Below are 22,346 nucleotides of genomic sequence, written 5' to 3' on the forward strand. Positions count from 1 at the left end.
GTGATGCGCCCGTCAATCCACACTCTTCAATTTCGGCGCATGACTCGTATCGATTCTTTCAGTACTTCCGATCCCATCAGGATTGGCGTGCTCTACTCCAGCTCGGGCGTGACTTCGGCAGCCGAGATTACGCAACTGCAAGCCACCATGCTGGCGGCCGAAGAGATCAATCGCGCGGGTGGTGTGTCCGGTCGCGAAATCGAACTCGTCCGCCTTGATCCGCAGTGCCAGCCGCGCCGTTATGCAGACCTCGCCGAGCAGTTGATCCTCGAACATCGAGTGCGGATCATTGTCGGCTGCTACATGTCCAGCACTCGCAAGGCCGTGATACCCGCTGTCGAGCGATACAACGCACTACTTTTCTATGCAACGCCGTATGAGGGATTCGAATACAGCCGCAATGTGATCTATACCGGCGCGGCGCCGAACCAGAACACCCTGCCGCTTGCGGGTTTCATGCTTGCGCAGTTCGGCTCGCGCGTCACCATGATTGGTTCGGACTACGTGTGTCCTTACGAGTCGAATCGCGTGATGAGCGATCTGATCCTCGAGCGCGGCGGAGAGAAGGCCGACGAGACTTATTTATCTCTCGATGCCCCGTGGGAAAGTTATCTGGATGCGGCCAGGCGGATCAAGCAACTCGCACCAGACTTCATCTTTTCAACGGTGGTGGGCGAAGGCATTCAGCATCTGTATCGCGCATTCGCTCATGTCGGGCTCGATCCCTACCGAACGCCCATCGCGAGCCACATGACGAGCGAAGCCGAAATCGCGGCGATGGGAAGTGATCTGGCGCAAGGGCACATTACTTCGGCCACTTATTTTCAGAGCGTCGACACGCCGGCCAACCAAGGCGCCGTCGCGCGCTATCAGGCACGTTTCGGCGACGATCAACCGACCAACATGTGCTGGGAAGCAGCCTATTTCCAGATGCATTTGCTGGCGGATGCCATCCGTCGTGTCGGGTCCGACGATCCCACCTTGTTGCTGCGCGTCCTGCCGGGGCTCGAATACGATGCGCCTCAGGGCCGGGTGCGGATCGACGAACACAATAACCACACCTACCTGCGTCCGTTGATCGGCCGGGTCAACGCGCAAGGCCGCTTCGACATCATCGGGCGCGCGCCTGAGCGGGTGAAGGCCGACCCTTACGTCGTCTCGCACAGCACGCCTGAGTGGACTGCAGACGCGCATCCGGAGCTTGCACGTGGCGGAGAGAGCAGATGAAGCGCACCTCCGAGACGCCGGCGATTCTGCGCGATCTGCGCTCGCTGAAGGTCGTTGTGATTCATCCGCAGGATCAGGACGGCGAAGAGTTGCTCGCACAGTTGCACCGCATTGGCTGCGAGGTGGAGCTGTGCTGGCCGAAACTCGACAGCTTGCCCGCGGGTACAGAACTGGTGCTGATGGCGATGCGCCCAGAGACCCTTTCGATCGAATTTCCGTGGCTTGGGTCCAGCACGTCGCCGCCCGTGATCCCGGTGGTCACCTACGAAAATCCCATCACCATCGAAGCCGTGCTGCGCCTGAATGCGTTTGCGACGATACCGTCACCCGTACGCTCATTCGGGCTGCTGACTGCGATAGCGGTGGCGCTAACGCAATTCAAGGCATCGCGCTTGCGCGAACGATACATCGAGCGGCTCGAACAGAAGCAGGCGAAGGTTCGTGTGATTCAGCAGGCCAAACAGATCGTGATGGAGGCGCGCGGCGTGTCGGAAGAAGACGCGTATCAATTGTTGCGCTCACAAGCGATGCTTAAGCGCGAGCACATCGAGACGGTGGCCGGTGAGATCGTCAAGGCGCATGAAACCCTGCGGTTTTAGCGTGCCCCTTGCTCACCACTCACGAGTCGCGAGTTGGCATCATTGCGGAACATGATTGGCTGCTCGCCCGGCTCGCGTATAGACGCAGCCTGACGCACCACGGCGATCACCTTTTCGTGCATAGGGGATTTGTCGCAGACCGGGTCCGCGGCGGCCGCGTCGCCTGTCAGCAGATACGCCTGGCAACGGCAGCCGCCCGCATCGATCAGTTTTTCCTCGCAACTCCTGCACGGCTCCTTCATCCAGTCGAAGCCACGGAAACGGTTGAACGCGTCGCTCTCGTACCAGATCTCCCGGAGCGGCACTTCCTTCACGTTCGGAAATATCAGGCCCGGCAACGAGCGTGCAGTGTGGCACGGTAGCGCTGCACCGTCAGGTGCGACACCGAGGAACACCGAACCCCAGCCGTTCATGCAGCGCTTGGGGCGCGTTTCGAAGTAGTCGGGCACCACGAAATAAATCTTGCAGCGCTCACCAATCTCGCGGCGATAACGCTCTACCGCCGCTTCGGCATCGCGCAGTTGCTGCGCCGTCGGCATCAGCTGCGCGCGATTCGCATGCGCCCAGCCGTAGTACTGCGTGTTCGCCAGTTCCAGGTATTCGGCGCCCATGGCGAGTGCCATGTCGATGATCTTGTCCACGTGCGGGAGGTTGTAGCGATGCAGCACGCAGTTGAGCACCATTGGAAAACCATGCGCCTTGATCGACTTCGCCACCCGGTTCTTCAGATCGAACGTGCGGGTACTGCTCAGGAAGTCATTGAGCTCTTGCGTGGAGTCCTGAAACGAAAGCTGGATGTGATCGAGACCTGCCTGTTTCAACGTATCAAGACGTTTGTCCGTCAGTCCAATGCCCGATGTAATCAGGTTCGTATAGAAACCCAGCTCATGTGCTTCGCCGACCAGCACCTCGAGGTCATCGCGCACCAACGGTTCTCCGCCAGAAAAACCCAGTTGCGCCGCGCCAAGCGCGCGTGCCTGCCTGAGCACGTTGCGCCATTCATCGGTGCTCAGCTCGTTGCGGTGATCCGTGTAATTCACCGGGTTGTAGCAGAAAGCGCAATGCAGCGGGCAGCGGTACGTGAGTTCCGCGAGCAGCCAAAGCGGCGGAGCGATCGCGACCGGATCACTGGCATGCCGAGGCTCGGGCGTGGTCATTGCGGAAACGCCTTTTCGATCGCATCGAGCATCGACCACAGGATGTCGAGCTTGAATTGCAAAATCTCCAGCGCGCGTTCCTGCTGCTCGCGGGTCTTGAAGTAATCGAGCGTCACCGCGAGCCCGTGTTCGACGTCGCGTTGCGCCAGCGAAATGCGCGAGCGGAAATAGTTCAGCCCAGCGGCTTCGATCCACGGATAACACGTGGGCCAGGTAGCCAGACGGTCCTTGTGGATCTGCGGCGCGAAGATCTCGGTCAACGACGAGCACACCGCTTCCTGCCAGGGCGCGCGTCGCGCAAAGTTGACGTAGGCGTCGACAGCGAATCTCACACCAGGTGTCACGTGCTGCAGCGACCAGAGTTCGTCGCGCGAGAGGCCGACCGCATCGGCGAGCCGTGCCCAGATTTCGATGCCGCCTTCGTCGTTGCCATGACCGTCGTGATCGAGAATGCGCAGCACCCAGCGGCGGCGCGTCTCTCTATCGGGACAGTTCGACATCACAGCCGCATCTTTGAGCGGTATGTTGACCTGGTAATAGAAACGATTGGCGACCCACCCGCGAATCTGTTCGCGCGAACACCCCCCTGCGTTCATCTTCACGTTGAACGGATGATGGATGTGATATGCGGTGCCTTTGGCGCGAAGCTGCGCTTCGAATTCATCGCGCGTCCATGCAGGTTTTGCCACAGTGAGGTGCTGGTCGGCAGTCATGTTCATTTTCTGGATTCATTTGCCCGGGACGGCGTAATCCATTCCGCCCTCCCGGGCATCCATCAGGCAAAGTTACCGTGTCGCAATGTACATGGTGATTTCAAAACCAAAACGCATGTCGGTATAAGACGGGGTAGTCCAATTCATGAAATTTGCTCCTTGTGAATGTCAGGGAAACGTCACTTTCGGAAAGCTTAGCCATCCGAATCTTCAGTCTACGCTTAAGAACAAGAATATCAAGACCCGTGCGGGTCATTTATCACGCGGACACACTACGTTGCTATCCACGTCTCCGTCGCCGAAGAATGCGCCGTCCGTGCCAATCTGGCCACCGCTCGGCATTGCTTTCACACCGTCAGGCAGCGGCGGATTGTCCGCGGCCCAGGTGATGGCATAACCGTCATCGTAAGTCGCGTGCCAGGTCTGCGAACCACGCGTAAACGCCAGGGTCTTCCTGTTCATGTTCACCGCGATCTTGTCCCCATTCGGACACGTCTGCGTAAAGACATGGGGATCGGTTGCGGCATGGGCCAGCGGTGCGATCGAAAGTACGGCTATCGACCAGCAGCACGCAAGGACGGCAGTCGCTGTCATCTTCATTGTCGGCTCCAATTCGTTTCGGTCTGGCGCGCTGTGCGTCCGGCCGGAATCCATTCGTCTTGAATCCCGCGGATTGCGCGAATCACGCGAATCCCGCGGGTGCTATGGCTTATTTCAAACTGCTGAAGTATCCGGCCAGATTGGCGATCTCCGTGTCGCTAAGCGGTTTGGCGATGACCGACATGGTTTCGTTTTGCCGCGTACCCGAACGAAAATCTTTCAGTTGCTCAGCCAGATAGTCTTCGTCCTGCCCTGCCAGATTTGGGGTCTGCGGCGTAACGGCGTGTCCGTCAGGTCCATGGCAGGCCGCGCATTGCATTGCGCGGGTTTTGCCCGCTGCAATGTCGGCCGCCATGCTGCCCTGCGCGGCGCAAGCCAACATGGCGGAGAGACTGAAACTCACAAGTATCTTTCGCACGCTCGCCCCTCACTTACCCACATAGGAAATGCGGTAAACCGCGCTCGCAAAGTCGTCCGATACCAGCAGCGAGCCATCCTTCATCGGTTCGACATCCACGGGGCGTCCCTTGTATTGGCCATCAGGCGTGAGCCAGCCGGAAGCGAAGACTTCAATACCCGCAGCCGTGCCGTCAGGCTTCAGATGTGTGAACATGATGCGCGCGCCCAGCGGATGCTTGCGGACCCACGAGCCGTGTTCGGCGTCGAAAATCCCGCCTGCATATTTCTTCGGAAACTCGCTGCCTTCATAGAACGACATGCCGAGATCGGCCGCGTGCGGTGGCAAGTCCACCTGCGGGAAGATCACCCCGGCAGGCGGCGTCTTGTCCTGGTACTCCACGGTCCGGTCATGGCCTCCGCCGTAGAACGGATAGCCGAAGTCCTGGCCCGCCTTGGTGGCACGATTCAGCTCGCCAGGAGGACGGTCGTCGCCGAGCGTGTCCGTCTGGTTGTCCGTGAACCAGAGCGTCTTGTCCTTGGGATTGAAGTCGAGCCCAACCGAATTGCGAATACCGTGCGCGTAGATCTCGCGGCCGCTGCCATCCTGGTTGTAGCGCACGATCGCGCCCATGCCTGCCTTGTAGTAGGCCTCGTATTTCTCCGGCGGCAACACGTTGTAGTGTTCGCCGACGGCTATGTACAGCTTGCCGTCCGGTCCGACGCGGCACACCCGCGCGCCGTGGTTGTAGGCTTCGTCACCAACCGGGATCAGTTGCCCCTGCGGCACCACGTCTTTCTCGGTTGGCGTCGCGCTGCCCGGATTGCTGAACGACAGGATCCGGTTGAGTTCGGTGACGAACAAGGTTCCGTCGGGCGCGAAGCAGACCCCGTTCGGGTCCTTGAAGCCCGAAGCCGGGGAAAACTCGGTCACCTGGGTCACTTTGCCGTTGCCGTCATCGTGCAAGACCCAGACCGCATTCTTGCGGGTGCCGATATACGCGGTGCCGGTTGTCGGGTCAACGGCAATGGCCCGCGCCCCGGGCACCATGGCATACAGTTCGATCTTGAAGCCGGGCGGCATCTTGATGTTCTTCAGGTTCTCCTGGATTGATGCCGCGGCCTCCGGATCCTGCGGATAGTTGCGCGGCGCGTCTTGGGCCCACGCGCCGCCCGCTACCGCATAGGCCAATACACCCGCTGCAACGATTGTTTTTTTGAAACCTGGATGCATTTACGTCCTCGATTTTTCAAAAGTTATGACATGAACTCAAGCGAACAGGCTCGAATCCGCAGGGGCGCACGGCATCACCGTGCATAGCGTGAATCATGGAGACGCGTGACGAGCGCGGTCCTCGACTGGCGGAATATCCTGTCCGGCAGCCTGTTTTAACTAATTTGGAATGCTAAATATGTAACGGAAAAATTTTTAGTCTAAAGCGAGACGGGTTATCCGGGTTTTGGCAAAACGCCAGCCCGGATAGAACCCGCCCTGGCTGCTTATTTATCCGCGATCTGGTGGTTCGACATCAGCTCAACCGCCTGGCACAACGCGGAGTGATCCAGTTTGCTCTTGCCGTTCGCCGCGCACGTGTTCATCAATTCCTGCGCGGACGCCGTGTGAGGCAGCGCGACACCCAGCGCCCGTGCACCCTGCAAGGCGAGATTCAAGTCCTTCTGATGCAACTCGATCCGAAAGCCCGGATCGAAAGTACGCTTGATCATGCGTTCGCCGTGAACCTCGAGAATCCTCGACGCCGCGAAACCGCCCATCAGTGCCTGCCGTACCTTCGCAGGGTCCGCGCCCGCCTTCGACGCGAATAGCAGCGCTTCCGCTACGGCCTGTATGTTCAGCGCGACAATGATCTGGTTGGCTACCTTGGTGGTTTGACCGTCGCCGTTTTCGCCGACCAGCGTGATGTTCTTGCCCATCAATTCGAAGAACGGCTTGACCGCTTCGAACGTGTCGGCGGGACCGCCGACCATAATGGTGAGCGTACCCGCCTTGGCACCCACTTCGCCGCCGGACACCGGCGCGTCGAGGTACCGCGAACCCAGCGCATTGACCTTTGCCGCGAACTCCTTGGTTGCCATCGGCGAGATCGAACTCATGTCGATCACGACCTGACCCTTGCCGAGACCGCTCGCCACACCGTTTTCGGCAAACAGAACCCGTTCGACGTCCGGTGTGTCCGGCACCATGATGAAAATGAATTCCGCCTGTTGCGCCACCTCTCTCGCCGACGCGCATTGCGTCGCGCCGCTTTCGATCAGTGACGCAGGCACGGAACTGCGTCCATGTACGAACAATTGATGACCGCCACGCAGCAGATTCGCCGCCATTGGCGCGCCCATGATGCCGGGGCCGATAAAGCCTAACTTAGCCATGATGTCCTCTTTCGCCTAACCGTTATTTGAGCACTTGCGGATTGATGCAGTTGAGCGGCGCTTCGCCGTTGAGGACGCGGATCACGTTGTCGGTGGCGATCTTGCCCATTGCAAGCCGTGTCTGTGCCGTGGCGGATGCTATATGCGGAACGATGACCACGTTGTCGAGTTCCGCAAGCCCGGGCGCGAGCGTGGGTTCGTCCTCGAAGACGTCGAGTCCGGCGCCCCAGATCACCTTGTCTCTCAACGCGTCGACCAGCGCCTTTTCATCGACGAGCGGCCCGCGCGCTGCGTTGATCAGGATCGCGGTCGGCTTCATCGCAGCCAGTTCGGCCGCGCCGATATAGTGATGCGTGTCGGCAAGCAGCGGCAGATGCAACGACAGATAATCGGACTCGCGCAGGAGCGTTGCCTTGTCGACGAAGCGCGCGTTGTACTGGCGCTCGAATTCCGCATTGGGTTTCGCGTCGGTATAGATAATGTTCATGTCGAACGCTGCGGCTTTGCGCGCGAACTTCGAACCGATGCGGCCAAGCCCCGCAATCCCGAGCGTTTTGTTGTCCACGTCCTGGCCGATGAACGCCATCGGCGCCCAGCCATGCCATTTCCCCGCACGGACATAGCGCTCGGACTCCGGAATGCGCCGGGCGGTGGCAAGCAGCAAGGCCCACGCATGCGTCGCCGTTGCGTCGTCGAGCACACCGGGTGTGTTGGTCAGAATGACGCCCCGCGCGGTCGCCGCAGCGAGATCGAAGTTGTTGAAGCCCACGGCATAGTTCGCGACGATCCGGCATTGCGGACCGGCCGCGTCAAGCACCGCGCCGTCGATGGTATCCGTGAGCAGAGTGACGAGCGCATCGCGGCCGCGAACGGCTTGCAGCAGTTCTTCCCTGGTCAGCGCACGGTCATGCGGATTGACTTCCACGTCATAGCGCTTGCGCAGCGTGTCGATGGTCTGCTGCGGGATCATGCGCGTCACGTAGACGCGAGACTTTGCCATTACTAGAACTCCTGAACAAAAATTTTTACGACGATGAGATTCAGATTGTCTGCTGGATGAAACCGGTCCCAGTGTCGGCCAGAACCTGATCTTCCGCAGGTGCGAGACCGCTGATGCCGATTGCACCAATGACGCCGTGCATCCCGTCTTCGAGCAGCGCGCCACCCGGCAGCGCCGTTAGCAACGGATCGCAAAAGTAACCAATGGCGATATCTTCGCGGCGCAGACGTTCGAGAAAGGCCGTGGTCGTGCTGCCCATGCGCGCGGCCGTGTACGCTTTTTGCTGTGACAGCGCAATGCTGCGCAGTGGCGCGCCGTCGGCCCGGGCAAAGGCAATCAGAAACCCGTTCGCGTCGCACACAGCGGCGCACACGGGCTTGTCGAAACGTGTCCTGGCTTGCGCCAGACAATGCTGGAGAACGCGTTGGGCGCGTTCGAGATCCGGTTCCACTACTGCCATCAGTTCCTCAAGTAAGTGTGGGGTTAGCGATTTACAGCGGGCTGCGGGTTTTCGACGGCAGGCGGTGCTGCCGGCTGGCTTGCCGCGACCCGCTCGGGAGCTTGCGCTTTTTGTCTGATGCGGCGGTGAACCAGCGCGGTCAGAAGCGGGGTGAGAATGGCTGTCACGATCACCGACGCTGCCACCTGGATGGTCGCAATGGGCGCAATGGCGGCATACGACGGGTCAGCCATTGCCACCGCCTGGGGCGTGCCGGCCGCGTTGCCGGCCGTGCTCGACGCAGCTGCGCCGGCAACCCCCGAGCCGCCCAGCAAGCGGTCTGCCGTGATGCAGACGAGGCCGGTGATGACCACTACCGCGATCCCCAGCAAGATGCCCGGCAGGCCGGCGGTGGTCACGGCTTTGAGATTGATGCCCTCGCCAAGGGTGAAGGCCATGAATGGGACGATGATCGGCTCGTGTCGCCCGAAGAAGTCGCGCAGGTCCTCATCGAGATTGCCGAGAATCGCGCCTGCAGCGATGGGAGCGACAACCGACACCATGGTGAGCCACGGAATCACGGCGAGCCCGGCGCCGACCAGTACCAGCATCGTCACGAAGGGCCCTGTCTCGATGCTTTGCGCAACGTACGTTCCGGCGTCTTCCTTGGTACCGAAGGTACTGGTGAGAGCGAGGAACATGCCGCCGTTGGTGTCGTTCATCGCCGCCAGCAACGCCAGCGTGGTCAGGCCGAGGAAGTTTCCATGGAACAGATGTGCCACACCGAGCGCGAGCACCACGGCCACACCGACCTTGGCAAACAGGATGCCGAGCCCACGTTTGAGCATCTTCGGCGCTGCGCGCAAAGTCATCTTGGAACCGGCCGTGAACAGATACATGGCCAGGATCGTCGGATAGCCCGCGTTGGTGAGGGCCTGAGTAAAGCCGCCGATCTTTAGCGCATTGGGCGCAAATGTGTTCAGCACCATGCCGATGAAAAGCGGTACGACCATCAAACCGCCCGGCACACGAGTCACTGCCTGATAGATTTTCACTGATCTCTCCTGCCGCACTTTGCCGGCCCGTCCCCGGGCGGCAAACGTCTCGCTAAATGGATACAGCTTGTAATCTTCGATGCGAACTGCAAAGCCGGCAGTATGCCCCGCTCGTCTGCTCAGCTTCTAATCATGTTATATGAAGACTTGACCAGAAAATCGCTCAGGTAAACCCTGGAATCTGGAGTAAATTATTTCCCAGAGACCGAAGGCTTACACAATGTTGACTTCGGTGGGCATAAAAAGGACGCAGACATTACGATGAAAGTCACCTCTTTGACCGAGCAGGTCGCTGAGTTCATTCAGGATGCGATTTCTTCCGGCGTCTATCCCGTCGGCACGAAACTCCCATCGGGGAAGCTACTCGGCCAGATGTACGGCGTCAGTCAGGCGGTCATCCGGGAAGTGACGGAACGTCTGCGCTCGAAAGGTCTGATCGACAGCCGCCAGGGCTCAGGCTGCATCGTCAAGGCGCGCACCGATATCAATGGTTTCAGAGTCCTGAATATTATTGATGCGGACCGTTCGGAACTATCGAGCGTGTTCGAGCTGCGGCTCGATCTGGAAGGCGCCGCCGCCGCGCTGGCGGCGGTGCGCCGCACCGATGAAGACCTCGCCGCGCTCGCGGGCATTCTCGCGACCCTGAGCGAAAATCTTCACGACCTCGAGGCCGGCGTCGAACTGGATTTGGCTTTTCACACGGCCATCGCAGTCGCCACGCACAATCCCTACTACGGGACCTTGCTCAAATACCTCAACCTTCAATTGCGCCACGCCGTACACGCGGCCCGTTATAACGCGCTGACGCATGAACCTCTGCCGCAAACGGTCCAGCATGAGCACATGGCCGTATTCGAAGCAATCAAGGCGCGCGACGCGAGCGGCGCACGCGCGGCAATCATGCTGCATTTGCAGCGTGCCGCATGCCACCTCGAACTGGATATTCGCGGACGCGATCAGGACACAGGCATGCTCGAGGCAACCACGCACAGCAGGCGCAGGAGAAGCAAAGAGTCGGTCGATTGAAGCCGCCGCCTCGAGTTCGATTTCGTCTGCCAATTGCGCGTTGCGGTGGAGCGTCCCACCGCACTGCGCCCCGTCCAAACCGTACCGGAATCCACCTGTCAATCTGTACAGTTACTGTACCGGTCCCTGTCGATACACTAGATGAAAATGCAATCGATCCAGGAACCACGCCATGTCTTACGCATCCCTTAGCGCCTTACCCGCCGGCATCCTGTTCGCGCTCGTCACGACCATCACGCCGGGTCCGAACAACACCATGCTGCTCGCCTCGGGCGTGAACTTCGGCTTTCGCCGCACGCTGCCGCATCTGTTCGGCATTAGCGCGGGCGTCGTGGTGCTGATGCTGTCGGTGGGCTTCGGCCTGGGCGAAGCATTCCAGCGTTTTCCCGCGCTGTACTCGGTACTGGAAATCGCCAGCGTCGCGTATCTGCTGTATCTGGCGTGGAAAATCGGCACCTCGGGAGAAATCAAGCTGCGCAAAGGCGAGCGTCGTCCGATGAAATTCCATGAAGCAATTGCCTTTCAGTGGGTCAATCCGAAGGCGTGGATGATGGTGCTCACCGCCGCGACGACCATTCACATCAGCGAGAGTTTCGGCATCAACGTGATGCTGATGGCTGTGCTGTTCTACGTCATTGGCTTTCCGTGCATCTGTCTGTGGGCCGGATTCGGCACCGCGATGCGTGAGGTTCTGACCGATCCGAAGCGGCTGCGTATCTTCAACGTGGTGATGGCGCTGCTGCTCGTGATGACGCTTTATCCGATCGCTGCAAACTGGCTAGGCAAGTTCGCCTAAGCCACGCCTGAGTCTGGCCTCAGCTCATACGCAACGCAATCTGCCCGTGCGGCAGTTGCGTCTGCGACTCCGCGCCTGCCTGTCGCGGCGGCATTCTGACGCGCTTCCCCCACCACGTCTCTTCCCATGAAGAGAGCAGCGAAGACCGGGTTTTGTGGCTAGAATCCTGCAAGGTGTCCTCGCATAAGCATCCGGTTGGTGCATCGACTGGCGCCGGCGAACCGCGACATTCATCTGATCAGCATCATCGCCCACCTGAAAACGAAAATAGCAGTTCCTAGTAAGGACCCGGTCTCATGAACGTGGACTCTATCCTGTTGATGGCCTATGTGGATGGCGAATTGTCCCCGCAGGAATGCCAGGAGGTCGAACGGGAGATCGCTGTGTCGCCTGATGTCGCCGAACTCGTTGCTCAATTGCAGAGGTCGCGGCTGCCGTATGCGCAAGCGTTCGCGCGGCAAAAGCTGCCGCCGGTTCCGGACCGTCTGACCCAGACGATCGCGGCAATGGCGCATGAGCATGCGCAACAGGCCGCCCCACTGGCCGCCAATGACGCCGTGCTGGATCATGGCGCGTCGGTTCCGTCGTCTGCCCCGCTTCACTCACGTTGGCGTGTCGCGCCCGCGTGGCTGGCAGTGGCGTTCCTCGCCGGCGTGTTCTGCCTGGGCATCGGCCAGTACTTCCTTCCTCAACTCGTCGGCCCGAACGTGCATCCCCTGACTACGCCTGCTTCTGCCAACCGCGGCACTTCGCCCTGGGTGGCAGCGGCCGCAGGTTATCAGCAACTCTACGGGCGCGACACCGTGGCCCGGTTGCCGGTGAATGCGGAGGCGTCGGCCCAGACTGTCGACGAAATCCGTCATGAAGACGGCATGAATATGCGGATTCCGGATCTGAGCCAGGACGGGCTGACATTCAAACGCGTGCAGCGTCTGCGCTTTCACAACCAGCCGCTCGTGCAAATCGTCTATCTGCCTGCGAAAGGCGATCCGGTTGCACTATGCGTGATGAAGGAAGCGCAGCCCGATGCGGCGATCGCCGGGCACCACATCGACAGCATGAACGTCATGACGTGGCGGCAAGCCGAGCTCAGCTATGCGCTGATCGGCAAGCCCGACGAGGTCGACCTCTCCGCGCTCGCGAGGCGCATATCCGGCAGCGCCGCCGGGAACCTGTTCGGCGACGCCGGCATCAGCCGCGAAGCGGATGCGAAGCATGCGGCTGGGGTGCGAAGCTAGCGGCCGCGAGCGGCGCCGCTTAGACCGGGCACGAACACAATTCGCTGCTGGCTACTGAGGTTGCCCCAATGCGTGCTCAAATCTTCGAGCGGGACTGCCGCAGTGGCGATTTGCAAGCCCGCCGACGCGGTAGCGTCGAACACCTGCTGCATCGCGTGCAGCATCCGCGCTGAAGGAATGCTGCCGATCCCGCTGCCTAACAGAGAGATCGGCGCCGAGCGCAGCACGGCGGCCGGCAAGAGGAGATCAGCGCCGCTGATCGCGCCGATCTGAACGAAGCGAAGCGGTTGATCATCAGCGAGCGAGCGCGCCGCGGCGATCAGTAGGGACAACGCGCTCGCGCCCCACACATAATCCAGCACCACGTCGACTCTTTCCCGCAGTTGCGCTTCGAATACGCGGCTCAACGCGTCCGCGTCCTGCTCCAGCGAAATGATGACGTCCGCACCGGCTTGCTTGAGCGCCCCCAACGCCGCTGCGTTACGGCCCGTTGCGACGATTTTGCGCGCGCCGAGATGCTTCGCGATCTGCACAGCCAGCCGGCCCGACGTGCCCGTTGCGCCGTTGATCAAGACCGTCTCGCCTGCCACGAACCTGGCCCGCTCGACCAGCGCCGCCCACGACGACATGCCCGGGATTGCAATGGCGGCGGCTGTGACGTCGTCAATCGCCGCCGGTAACGGCACACAATTCGCCGCAGGTACGAGGCACTGCTGCGCCATCGCACCGAACGGAGCCTTCGGCCAGAAGAAATACACGCGCTCGCCATCTTCACGACGCCCGGTGCCGTCGAGTCCCGCCACGAACGGGAACACCCCTGTCGACGAATAGTGCGAGCCCGATGCCTTGGCGCGGGTGACATGACTCAGCGCAGCCGCCGTGACGTCGACAAGATGGTGCTCCGCAAGCGGATAGGGACGATCGAAATCGGCATACACGGGGGCTTCGCCCGCGGCTTTGACAACGGCAGCTTTCATGGTGAGTCCTTGATCGGCAGAAGGTGTTCGGCTCGCATCGCGCGTCACTGCGGCGCTGCGTGAACGAAAGCCAGTCTAGCGATGCAGGTTCGACCCGTCTCCGGTATAAAGGTCATTCGATACGGAATTCAAGCCATGGCAACCCGTTTAATCCGGCCGGATCTCGTGACCTCGTCCGACGGTCCGTTCCTCGCCGCCGCTGAATTGACGCAAAACGAGGCGCGCACGATGTCCTCGCACAGCCACGCGCGGGGACAACTGATGGGTGCGCTAAGCGGGCTTGTTTCGGTCGGGCTCGACAAACAGCAATGGGTCGTGCCGGCAACTCATGCAATCTGGATTCCGCCGCATTGCGTCCACTCGGTGCGCTCTTACGGGCCCTTCTCGGGGTGGAGCGTTTTCATTGCCGAACCCCACTGCGCGCGTTTGCCGCGCGAGGCTCGCGCAATCAGGACGACGCCTCTCTTGCGCGAGGCCGTGCGGCGCGCGGCAAGCTGGCCCGGCATCGAACTCGATCAGACCCAGACGCGCATTGCCGAGGTGATCGTGGATGAACTGGCTGCGTCGCAAGCGCAATCGCTGGGTCTGCCGAGTCCCGAAGATCCGCGCCTTGTCCGCATCACGGATGCGCTCGTCAGCGACCTCTCGGACCACCGCCGTCTCGAACAATGGGCAGCATGGGCCGGTCTCGCACCGCGTACGCTGAGCCGCCGTTTCGTGACCGAGACCGGCATGACGTTCGCGCAATGGCGTCAGCGGGCCCGCTTGCTGCGCGCACTCGAACTGGTCGCGGAAGGCGTTGCCGTGACCACCATCGCGCTCGAACTCGGCTACGACAACGTCAGCGCATTTATCGACATGTTTCGGCGAGCCCTGGGCACGACGCCGGGGCGATACCTGGCCAACGAGATCCCCTTTACCGCGCCTGCTCGCCCACCTGCTGAATGAACCGCCACAAGGCATCATCCGTGGAATACGGCGCGTTGAAGCGGAACCATGCGCTCGGCGCGTCGCCGGGGCGGAAGTATGAACCCGGCGCGAGCCAGATGCCGTGCGACAGCGCGGCGGTCGCCACCTCCACGGCACGTGCGGGTTCGATCGGCAAACGCGCCCACAGGAACAGCCCGGCGCGCGGCCGGTGAAACACCTCGAGTCCCAGCGCATCCATGCGCTCTTCGACCGTCGCATGCGCAGCCTTGAGCCGCTCGTTGACGTCTTCGACGTGCCGCGCATAACGCCCTTCCAGCAGCACCTTGTCGACAATCCGTTCGATCGGCTCCGACGACGTCAGCCCCACCGCCATTTTCGTGCGCGCCAGTTCGCGCAGCACGTCGCGCTCGGCCACCACATAGCCGCAACGCAAACCCGGTGTCACCGTCTTCGAGAAACCGCCCACATACAGCACGCGCTGCAAGCCCTCCAGCGCGGCGAGCAGCGGCGCGCCCGGCGCTACGAGTTCGCGGCTCACGTCATCCTCGATCACCCACATGCGCGCCCGTTCCGCAATCTGCAGCAGACGAAACGCCGCCGCCATGCCGAAGGTCGCGCCAGTGGGATTCTGCAGCGTCGTATTGACGAAAATGGCCTTCGGACGATGCGTGGCCACCAGCGTTTCGAGCACCTCCGTGTCGATGCCGGCCGGTGTGCGCGGCACGCCATGCACCTCGAGTCCCGCCAGTTTGAGAATCTGCAGCAGATTGCAGTAACCCGGATCTTCGACGATCACCACATCACCCGCGCGCAGCAGCGTGCGCACGATCAGGTCCAGCGCCTGGGTCGCGCCCTGCGTGAGCAGCACATTCGATACGTCGACCGGCAAGCCGTGCCGGTCGAGCTGAGCGGCGATGCGCTCGCGCAGCGGCGCAAATCCGTACGGATGCCCGTAGTCGCCGAGGCGCGGCCCGGGAACCCGGCTCATGGTCCGCAGCGCGTGCTGCAAGCCGCTCTCGTTGATCCATTCGTTCGGCAGCCAGCCGCCGCCGGCCTTGATCGGCACCGAATGATCGGCGAACACGTCGGACAGCAGCCACGTCGCGGTCAGGCTGGGCGGCTGCCAGTCGGTCGCGCTGGCGCGTGCGGCCTGCGCACGCGTCGCCACGCGATAGCCGGAACCGCGCCGCGCCACCACCAGCCCCATCGAAACAAGACGGTTGTAGGCCTCCATCACCGTAAAGGTGCTGAGCTCGTGACTCGACGCCAGCCGCCGCACCGAGGGCAGCAGCGCGCCGGCGCGCAAGGACTGCGACTCGATGGCACGCGCGAAGCCTTGTACCAGTTGCTCAACAAGGGTAGGCGCAGTGCGGCGGTCGCGTTCCAGTTCAAGTTCGATCATGGCGGCAGGCGCTCTCGACGCGCGGGACCGGGTGAAATAAGAGGCGAAAAAGGACAAAGTCCCAATACAGTTGCGCCAACCTGACCTGCACAGTTAGCAGCGCAGTACATCAACTGTTTATGTGCGCCATTTCACCGCGGACGCTACAGTTTCGCAACGTCCCGAAGGCAGTCGCCTTGGGGGACCACTTCGAGGAGAACACCATGACTTCACGCCCCGTCATCGACGATCTGTCGTCTTTCTGGATGCCTTTCACCGCGAACCGCCAGTTCAAGGCCGCGCCGCGCCTGCTCGAATCGGCCAAGGGCATGTATTACCGCACGACGGACGGGCGTGAAGTGCTCGATGGCTGTGCCGGTCTCTGGTGTGTGAACGCGGGCCACAGCCGCGACGAAATCGTCGCGGCGATCAGCCGGCAACTGTCCACGCTCGACTTCGCGCCGACCTTCCAGATGGGCCACCCGCTCGCCTTCGAAGCCGCCACCAGGGTCGCGGAACTGATGCCGAACGGCCTCGACCGGATTTTCTTCACCAACTCGGGTTCTGAATCCGTGGATACGGCGCTCAAGATCGCGCTGGCGTATCACCGCGCTCGCGGCGAAGGCCAGCGTACCCGGCTGATCGGACGCGAGCGCGGCTATCACGGCGTGGGTTTCGGCGGCATTTCGGTGGGTGGCATCGCGCCCAATCGCAAGACCTTCTCCGGTGCGCTGCTGCCGTCGGTCGATCATCTGCCGCACACGCATAACCTCGAACACAACGCGTTCACGAAGGGACAGCCCGGGTGGGGCGCGCATCTGGCCGACGAACTCGAACGCATCGTGACACTGCATGACGCCTCGACGATTGCCGCTGTGATCGTGGAACCGGTTGCCGGCTCGACCGGCGTGCTGGTGCCGCCGCAAGGCTATCTGCAGAAGCTGCGCGACATCTGCACGAAGCACGGCATCCTGCTGATTTTCGACGAGGTGATTACCGGCTTCGGACGTCTGGGCAAAGCCACCGCCAGCGAATACTTCGGCGTCACGCCGGACCTGCTGACCATGGCCAAGGCGATCAACAACGCCGCGATTCCGATGGGCGCGGTCGCCGCCAGCCGCACGGTTCACGACACCGTCGTCAACGCGGGGGCGCAAGGCGCGATCGAGCTGTTCCACGGCTACACGTATTCGGCGCATCCGGCGGCCGCCGCGGCTGCGATTGCCACGCTCGATCTGTACCGGCGCGAGGACCTGTTCGCGCGCGCGGCGTCGCTCGCTCCGGTGTTCGAATCAGCCGCGCACGCACTGCGCGATGCGAAGCATGTGAAGGACATCCGCAATCTGGGGATGGTGGCGGGCATCGAACTCGAACCGCGCGACGGCGCGCCGGGTGCGCGCGCCTATGAGGCGTTCGTGAAGTGCTTCGAGGCGGGTGTGCTGGTGCGCTTCACCGGCGACATCCTCGCCTTCTCGCCGCCGCTGATCGTCAACGAAGAGCAGATCCAGCACATCTTCAAGACCGTGCGCAACGTGCTGGCCACGGTGCAGTAACGCTTCTTGCGGTTTCGCTCAAGGCGGTGGCGTTGCGCCACCGCCTTTTTTTCAGGCCGGCCGCGCGACGATCGTATCGAAGTAGAGCTTCAAAAAGCCCTCTACGTCGACGTCGGCGCACACGTTCTGTTTCGGGCAATCATCCCAATGCGGCGCCGGCACCTTCTTCTGCTCCGGCTTCTGAATGGTTTGTCCCACCGCGATGCCTTCGAGCACGACCCGCACGGCGCCGCGCCGGATGCGATAAAGCTCCGGCGCCACCAGGTAGGCGACCGCCGACGAATCATGCACGTAGATACCGTGCACGCCCGCGCTATCCACGTGAAACTGCTCGTAAAGCCGCGACACGTCCCAGAGAAACTGCCCGTCCTCGCCGCCGTGTTCGCGCAGACGTTCGAGATACTCCGCGGGCATGACGGCCTTTTGCGTCACGTCGAGTCCCGCCGCAGTGACCTTCCACGCGGCGGTGAAAACCGCATCGGCTGCATGCGGATCCGCCGCGATGTTCGCCTCCGCGCACGGGCTCACATTGCCCAAAACGCCGTTCATGCCGAACGCGCCGCCCATGATGATCACCTGCTTGACCAGTTGCGCGATTTCGGGATCTTCTTGCAACGCCAGGGCGAGATTGGTCAGCGGTCCCACGGCGATCAGGTTGATCTCCTGCGGATGCTTACGGATCTCGTCGATGATGAAGCGATAGGCCGGCCGTGCGTCGAGACGCGCCTGCGCGGTATTGGTCAGCGGGTCCAGCGCCATGTCGCCCAGCCCGTTTTTGCCGTGGATATGCGCGACCGGCTCGGGCGCGGTGCCACGCAGCGGTTGTCCCGCGCCGCGCGCGACGACGACCGGCGCAGCCGCGAAGCGCTCGACCAGATAGAGCGCGTTGCGGGTCGTGGTTTCGATCGTTGCGTTGCCGAACACCGACGTCACGCCAATCAGCTCGATCTCTGGATGACGCGTCTGAAACAGGAGCGCCATCGAGTCGTCGACACCGGGATCCGTGTCGAAAATTACCTTGTGCATGATTCACCACTCACATTCGTTGCAGATGAAACCACTATGCCAGCGGCATGATTATGCCGAAGGCGCGGCGTCCGGCTCGAGATAAAACGCGCCCGGCAGCAGCGCGGCGGCGCTCGTCACTTCCACTTTGCCCGCCAGATTGCTCAGCACGACTTCGAGCGCGGGCGTGCCCAGTTCGATCATTACCTGACGGCAGGCGCCGCACGGTGCAATCGGCCCGTCGGTCTGGCCGATCACAGCCAGCGTCTTGAACTGCCCCGGGCGATACCCGGCCGCCACCGCAGCAAACAGCGCCGTGCGTTCCGCGCAATTGCACAGGCCGTACGCGGCATTCTCGACGTTGCAGCCATAAAATAGCTTGCCGTCCTTCGTTTCCAGCGCGGCGCCGACGCGAAACTTCGAATATGGCGCATAAGCCCGCTCGCGTGCCTTGCGCGCTTCGTCGATCAGTTGTTCGTGTTGCATTGTTCCCTCCGCAAGAACCGTAAGAGGTTTTTCCCCCGGGACGTATTGTCCGAGTTCGGCAGGCTCTGTCAAACGGCCGCAAGCATCATAAGCCCTTTGCCAAGGCTAATGAATCGTCAGGAAGATCCCTGCGATGGCCGCGCTCATCAGATTGGACAACGTGCTGGCCGCCACCACGCGCAATCCGTAGCGCGCCACTTCCGAGCGGCGTTCCGGCGCGACCACGCTCAAGCCGGCTGCGGCGATGTCGCCGCTGCTCTTCAGGTACGGCGACAGATCGACGTAGGCGACGAACTCACTGAGGATCATCTGGGCGGTGCAGACACGCGCGGCATTTGACGCGGACGGCTGGCGTGTCCGTGGAGAATTGAGGGTGCTGCCTGATTGCGTATCCGGTTTTATTCTGGATGCCTATCTTTCCTCCTGGGTCTCTTGCTGATTTGTTACGCCTGTCAGGCGTGTACTGCTCCAAGCATGGCGGCCTGATCTGCGTCACGGATAGCCGCCTGGCATTTGCATCTTCCCTGACCGCACACACCGCACACGAAACGTTGACGCGTGCCATGCCAGACGCTAGCGAGAGCTAAAGACGAGGCGGAGGCTTTACACTCCGCCCGTGTCGCACTCAACACGAATCAATGATGCGAGCGCGCCGCCCTCGTCTGAGCGGCCTTTTTGGCGGCGGCTGAGCGGCCAGCCGCGCCCTTCGTCGCGGCAGCCTTCTTCGCCGCTGCTGAGCGGCTCGCGGCCGGCCGGCGCGTGGCTGCAGAAGTAGCCTGCTTCGACATGGCCGCACTCGACGCAGCTTTGCCGCTTTCGCGCTTGAGCACAGCCGTAGCGGTATGCGAGCGCTTCGCCTTCGACTCCGTGCTGGCGCTCTTCGCAGCCGCCTTGTGCTGGCCGGCGGCGTTGTCTTTAGCGGCCTTCTCGCGCGTCGCCTCGCTGGTCGTGCCCTTCTTCGGCGCCTTCAGATCGACACCTGCGCGGCGCGCTTTCGACAAGCCAATGGCGATGGCCTGTTTGGCGCTCTTCACGCCGTGCTTGCCGGCGCGCACGCGATCCACTTCCTCCTTCACGAATTCCCCCGCCTGGGTACTCGAAGCTTTGCCGGCACGCTTGTCCGCACGGGCACGCTGGATGGTTTTCTGTTCGGGCATGACGGTTCTCCAATCTGGCTGTAGGTCTCCGGTTCGCAGCAACACGCGTGCCGCGCGTAGCCACAGCTGGCCTCAACGACGGTGCCGCCACTGCCGCAATGCGTCATACGGGGTCATGCGACATGACACGGTGCGGATGTGCCTCGCCGTGAATCTGCGGAAAATGCCATCAATACGTGCGCCGGCCCCGTGGACAGCGTATGGTTATAGCAACGGCCGGCGCCGTGTGCGGCCGCTTTGGAGACGCCCCATGAAGATACCCACCGTTCGCGCAGGCATCCACATCGAAGGCATCCATTGGATTGCGGAATATGCTGAAGACGTCCACGAGATTCGCGTGTTCCGCGAGGGACAGGAAGTGGATGTGCACAATGCGCCGTCAACCCTGTTCGGCGATGAAGAAAATGCCGGATCGAAAAGCAACGCCGACCACCGCGCCGCAGAAGCGGCCGTACTGGCGTATCTGAAGCACTTCGTGGCGGAGCATGACGCTGAGGAATAGCTTTCTACGGCTACCCGCTGTAGCGCAGCGCATAGCAGCACGCCTGGATGTCTTTAGACCAGACCAGCCGGCCGTGTGGCACGGCTGGCCGGTCACGCCGAAGCGGCAAGAGCGTCCGCTTCGCCGTGCAATCAACCCTTCATCCGCTCAATCGGCCGGACGCAGCTTTTTCACCTCGGCGTCCGACGGTTGCACACTCGCGCCGTCGATATACCGGTACGACGTCATGATGCCCTTGCCGTCCTTCACGGTCGTCACGCCGACAAACGCACCCATGGTCGACTGATTGTCCTGCGTGCGATAGGTAATCGGCCCAAACGGCGTGTCGACGCCCAGGCCCTTGAAGGCGGCGGCCAGCTTGTCAGGATCAGTCGAGCCGGCCTTCTTCAAGCCATTCGCAATCGACATCAGCGCCGAATATCCCACCACTGAGCCAAGCCGCGGATAGTCGTGATACTTCGCCTGATACGCGTCGACGAACTTCCTGTTCGCGGCCGTATCGAGCGAATACCACGGATAGCCCGTCACGATCCAGCCGGTCGGCGCTTCAGCGCCCAGCGGATCCAGATAATCCGGCTCACCCGTCAGCAGTGAAACCACGCTGCGGTCCTTGAAGAGTCCACGCGTGTTGCCTTCGCGCACGAACTTGCCGAGATCCGCGCCGAACAGCACGTTGAAGATCGCATCAGGTTTCGCGTCGGCGAGCGCTTGCGTCACTGCGCCGGCATCGAGATTGCCGAGCGGTGTCGCCTGCTCCGTCACGAACTCGATGTCGGGCTGCTGCGCCTGCATCAGCTTCTTGAAGGTCGCCACCGCGGATTGCCCGTACTCGTAATTCGGATACACCAGCGCCCAGCGCTTCTTGTGCAGCTTGAGCGCTTCCGGCACCAGCATCGCCACCTGCATATAGGTGGAAGGACGCAGACGGTACGTGTATTTATTGCCATCCGCCCAGACGATCTTGTCGGTCAGCGGTTCGGCGGCGAGGAAGAAAATGTGCCGCTGCTTCGCGTAGTCGGCAAGCGCCAGACCCGTATTCGACAGGAAGCCGCCGAACAGCACCTGCACGCGCTCGCCCGCCACCAGTTCCTGCGCGACGCGCACCGTGTCGCCAGGGTTGGCGTTGTCGTCCCGCGAGATCACTTCAAGCTGCTTGCCGAGCACGCCACCCGACGCGTTGACCTGCTCCAGCGCCAGATTCCAGCCGTTTTTATAAGGCCCGAGAAAGGCGGGTTGCGCCTTGTAGCTGTTGATTTCACCAATCTTGATGGTCTCTTGCGCCGTCGCCCCGAGTGCCGTCAACGATAGCGACAAGGAGAAGGTGAGACGGGAAATCCATCCTGCGCGCGTGGTCATGTGTTTCTCCGTTATCAATGGAATTGCGGGAATACAAAAGCGGGTGCGGCGATTTTATGGCGTAGCCAGGACCTGGCGCCTGGCTGCAAGTCGTAAGGTGTGCAGTGCTTCAGTCGTTGCGTTGTGCGGCGCGAATGCGTGCGACCGTTGCCTCGACGTTCTGCCATGCAGGCTTACCGCCCGCAAACTGTTGCCGCAGGTACGACACGAGTTCGGCCACCTGAGCGTCGTTGAAACTGTCGCGGTAAGCCGGCATCGTACCGAGTTCGGCCCGCGCAGGCGAGCCGATACCATCCAGAATCACGCGAATCAGGTTATCCGGCGCCACGCTATGCAGATTCGTGTTGAGCGCGAGCGACGGATGC

General features: G+C 61.7%; 25 protein-coding genes and 1 pseudogene. 8 read left to right on the forward strand and 18 right to left on the reverse strand.

From position 1 onward, the window contains the following. Positions 1-39 precede the first annotated feature (39 nt). Entirely contained in the window at positions 40-1,227 is a 1,188-nt protein-coding gene (locus VGH41_RS17895) for a transporter substrate-binding domain-containing protein (protein ID WP_331598848.1), read from the forward strand. Then, complete coding sequence (locus VGH41_RS17900; RefSeq protein ID WP_331598849.1) at positions 1,224-1,826, forward strand: ANTAR domain-containing response regulator; 603 nt, start codon at positions 1,224-1,226, stop codon at positions 1,824-1,826. Before VGH41_RS17895 ends, VGH41_RS17900 begins: the two co-directional genes overlap by 4 nt. On the opposite strand, the gene pqqE is transcribed toward VGH41_RS17900, so the two are convergent. The 10 genes from pqqE to VGH41_RS17950 form a co-directional block, all read right to left on the reverse strand. Further along, positions 1,823-2,983, reverse strand: coding sequence for a pyrroloquinoline quinone biosynthesis protein PqqE (pqqE, locus tag VGH41_RS17905; RefSeq protein ID WP_331598850.1), 1,161 nt, complete (start codon positions 2,981-2,983; stop codon positions 1,823-1,825). The two genes, VGH41_RS17900 and pqqE, sit on opposite strands and share 4 nt — an antisense overlap. Further along, the gene (gene pqqC, locus VGH41_RS17910; RefSeq protein ID WP_331598851.1) at positions 2,980-3,696 is read right to left on the reverse strand and encodes a pyrroloquinoline-quinone synthase PqqC; all 717 of its coding nucleotides are present in this window, start codon (positions 3,694-3,696) and stop codon (positions 2,980-2,982) included. The genes pqqE and pqqC overlap by 4 nt, the downstream gene beginning before the upstream one ends. A gap of 72 nt (positions 3,697-3,768) precedes the next feature. Continuing rightward, complete coding sequence (gene pqqA, locus VGH41_RS17915; RefSeq protein WP_331598877.1) at positions 3,769-3,843, reverse strand: pyrroloquinoline quinone precursor peptide PqqA; 75 nt, start codon at positions 3,841-3,843, stop codon at positions 3,769-3,771. Positions 3,844-3,948: 105 nt separating this feature from the next. After that, positions 3,949-4,296, reverse strand: a complete 348-nt coding sequence (locus tag VGH41_RS17920; protein WP_331598852.1) for a hypothetical protein — start codon at positions 4,294-4,296, stop codon at positions 3,949-3,951. Between the two features lie 109 nt (positions 4,297-4,405). After that, a complete protein-coding gene (locus VGH41_RS17925) occupies positions 4,406-4,714 on the reverse strand; it encodes a cytochrome c (protein ID WP_331598853.1) in 309 nt (102 codons plus the stop codon). A 9-nt stretch (positions 4,715-4,723) separates the two neighbouring features. Further along, positions 4,724-5,926 carry a PQQ-dependent sugar dehydrogenase gene (locus VGH41_RS17930; RefSeq protein ID WP_331598854.1) on the reverse strand — a complete coding sequence of 401 codons (1,203 nt, stop codon included), beginning with the start codon at positions 5,924-5,926 and terminating at the stop codon, positions 4,724-4,726. A gap of 266 nt (positions 5,927-6,192) precedes the next feature. Next, on the reverse strand, positions 6,193-7,080 hold the full coding sequence (glxR, locus tag VGH41_RS17935; RefSeq protein ID WP_331598855.1) for a 2-hydroxy-3-oxopropionate reductase: 888 nt from the start codon (positions 7,078-7,080) through the stop codon (positions 6,193-6,195). Positions 7,081-7,102: 22 nt separating this feature from the next. Further along, positions 7,103-8,080: a D-glycerate dehydrogenase gene (locus tag VGH41_RS17940; RefSeq protein ID WP_331598856.1), complete on the reverse strand. Its 978-nt coding sequence runs from the start codon at positions 8,078-8,080 to the stop codon at positions 7,103-7,105. A gap of 40 nt (positions 8,081-8,120) precedes the next feature. Further along, positions 8,121-8,540 carry a heme-binding protein gene (locus VGH41_RS17945; protein ID WP_331598857.1) on the reverse strand — a complete coding sequence of 140 codons (420 nt, stop codon included), beginning with the start codon at positions 8,538-8,540 and terminating at the stop codon, positions 8,121-8,123. Positions 8,541-8,563: 23 nt separating this feature from the next. Next, the gene (locus VGH41_RS17950; protein ID WP_331598858.1) at positions 8,564-9,574 is read right to left on the reverse strand and encodes a 2-keto-3-deoxygluconate permease; all 1,011 of its coding nucleotides are present in this window, start codon (positions 9,572-9,574) and stop codon (positions 8,564-8,566) included. A 255-nt stretch (positions 9,575-9,829) separates the two neighbouring features. Here VGH41_RS17950 and VGH41_RS17955 point away from each other — a divergent pair, with 255 nt between their 5' ends. The 3 genes from VGH41_RS17955 (at position 9,830) to VGH41_RS17965 (ending at position 12,634) form a co-directional block, all read left to right on the forward strand. Beyond that, entirely contained in the window at positions 9,830-10,600 is a 771-nt protein-coding gene (locus VGH41_RS17955) for a FadR/GntR family transcriptional regulator (protein ID WP_414696679.1), read from the forward strand. Between the two features lie 172 nt (positions 10,601-10,772). Continuing rightward, on the forward strand, positions 10,773-11,396 hold the full coding sequence (locus tag VGH41_RS17960) for a LysE family translocator (protein ID WP_331598860.1): 624 nt from the start codon (positions 10,773-10,775) through the stop codon (positions 11,394-11,396). 296 nt (positions 11,397-11,692) lie between these two features. Beyond that, positions 11,693-12,634: a zf-HC2 domain-containing protein gene (locus VGH41_RS17965; RefSeq protein ID WP_331598861.1), complete on the forward strand. Its 942-nt coding sequence runs from the start codon at positions 11,693-11,695 to the stop codon at positions 12,632-12,634. Here VGH41_RS17965 and VGH41_RS17970 read toward each other — a convergent pair. After that, complete coding sequence (locus tag VGH41_RS17970) at positions 12,631-13,611, reverse strand: zinc-binding alcohol dehydrogenase family protein (protein WP_331598862.1); 981 nt, start codon at positions 13,609-13,611, stop codon at positions 12,631-12,633. The two genes, VGH41_RS17965 and VGH41_RS17970, sit on opposite strands and share 4 nt — an antisense overlap. Positions 13,612-13,746: 135 nt before the next feature. Between VGH41_RS17970 and VGH41_RS17975 the strand changes: the two genes are divergently transcribed. Then, positions 13,747-14,559, forward strand: a complete 813-nt coding sequence (locus VGH41_RS17975; RefSeq protein WP_331598863.1) for a helix-turn-helix transcriptional regulator — start codon at positions 13,747-13,749, stop codon at positions 14,557-14,559. Here the strand turns inward: VGH41_RS17975 and VGH41_RS17980 are convergent. Beyond that, a complete protein-coding gene (locus tag VGH41_RS17980; protein WP_331598864.1) occupies positions 14,528-15,943 on the reverse strand; it encodes a PLP-dependent aminotransferase family protein in 1,416 nt (471 codons plus the stop codon). The two genes, VGH41_RS17975 and VGH41_RS17980, sit on opposite strands and share 32 nt — an antisense overlap. Positions 15,944-16,146: 203 nt before the next feature. Here VGH41_RS17980 and VGH41_RS17985 point away from each other — a divergent pair, with 203 nt between their 5' ends. Next, positions 16,147-17,475: an aspartate aminotransferase family protein gene (locus VGH41_RS17985; RefSeq protein WP_331598865.1), complete on the forward strand. Its 1,329-nt coding sequence runs from the start codon at positions 16,147-16,149 to the stop codon at positions 17,473-17,475. 51 nt (positions 17,476-17,526) lie between these two features. Here VGH41_RS17985 and VGH41_RS17990 read toward each other — a convergent pair whose 3' ends face one another. From VGH41_RS17990 to VGH41_RS18005, 4 genes and pseudogenes are all read right to left on the reverse strand, one after another. Further along, entirely contained in the window at positions 17,527-18,501 is a 975-nt protein-coding gene (locus tag VGH41_RS17990) for a nucleoside hydrolase (protein WP_331598866.1), read from the reverse strand. Positions 18,502-18,552: 51 nt separating this feature from the next. Next, a complete protein-coding gene (locus VGH41_RS17995; RefSeq protein WP_331598867.1) occupies positions 18,553-18,966 on the reverse strand; it encodes a cytidine deaminase in 414 nt (137 codons plus the stop codon). A 105-nt stretch (positions 18,967-19,071) separates the two neighbouring features. Next, a pseudogene (locus tag VGH41_RS18000) lies at positions 19,072-19,308 on the reverse strand (nucleoside transporter C-terminal domain-containing protein); the annotation flags it as partial. Positions 19,309-19,601: 293 nt separating this feature from the next. After that, positions 19,602-20,123 (reverse strand): DUF6496 domain-containing protein, encoded by a 522-nt coding sequence (locus VGH41_RS18005; protein WP_331598868.1) that lies wholly within the window; start codon positions 20,121-20,123, stop codon positions 19,602-19,604. Between the two features lie 250 nt (positions 20,124-20,373). Here VGH41_RS18005 and VGH41_RS18010 point away from each other — a divergent pair, with 250 nt between their 5' ends. Next, the gene (locus VGH41_RS18010; protein WP_331598869.1) at positions 20,374-20,625 is read left to right on the forward strand and encodes a hypothetical protein; all 252 of its coding nucleotides are present in this window, start codon (positions 20,374-20,376) and stop codon (positions 20,623-20,625) included. Positions 20,626-20,772: 147 nt separating this feature from the next. Here the strand turns inward: VGH41_RS18010 and VGH41_RS18015 are convergent, their stop codons facing one another. Both VGH41_RS18015 and VGH41_RS18020 read right to left on the reverse strand, forming a co-directional pair. Further along, positions 20,773-21,981 (reverse strand): ABC transporter substrate-binding protein, encoded by a 1,209-nt coding sequence (locus VGH41_RS18015; protein WP_331598870.1) that lies wholly within the window; start codon positions 21,979-21,981, stop codon positions 20,773-20,775. Between the two features lie 109 nt (positions 21,982-22,090). Continuing rightward, the coding region (locus tag VGH41_RS18020) for a cytochrome c (RefSeq protein WP_331598872.1) at positions 22,091-22,346 on the reverse strand (256 nt) is incomplete at its 5' end.

The organism is Paraburkholderia sp., assembly GCF_036488795.1.
GTDB lineage: Bacteria > Pseudomonadota > Gammaproteobacteria > Burkholderiales > Burkholderiaceae > Paraburkholderia.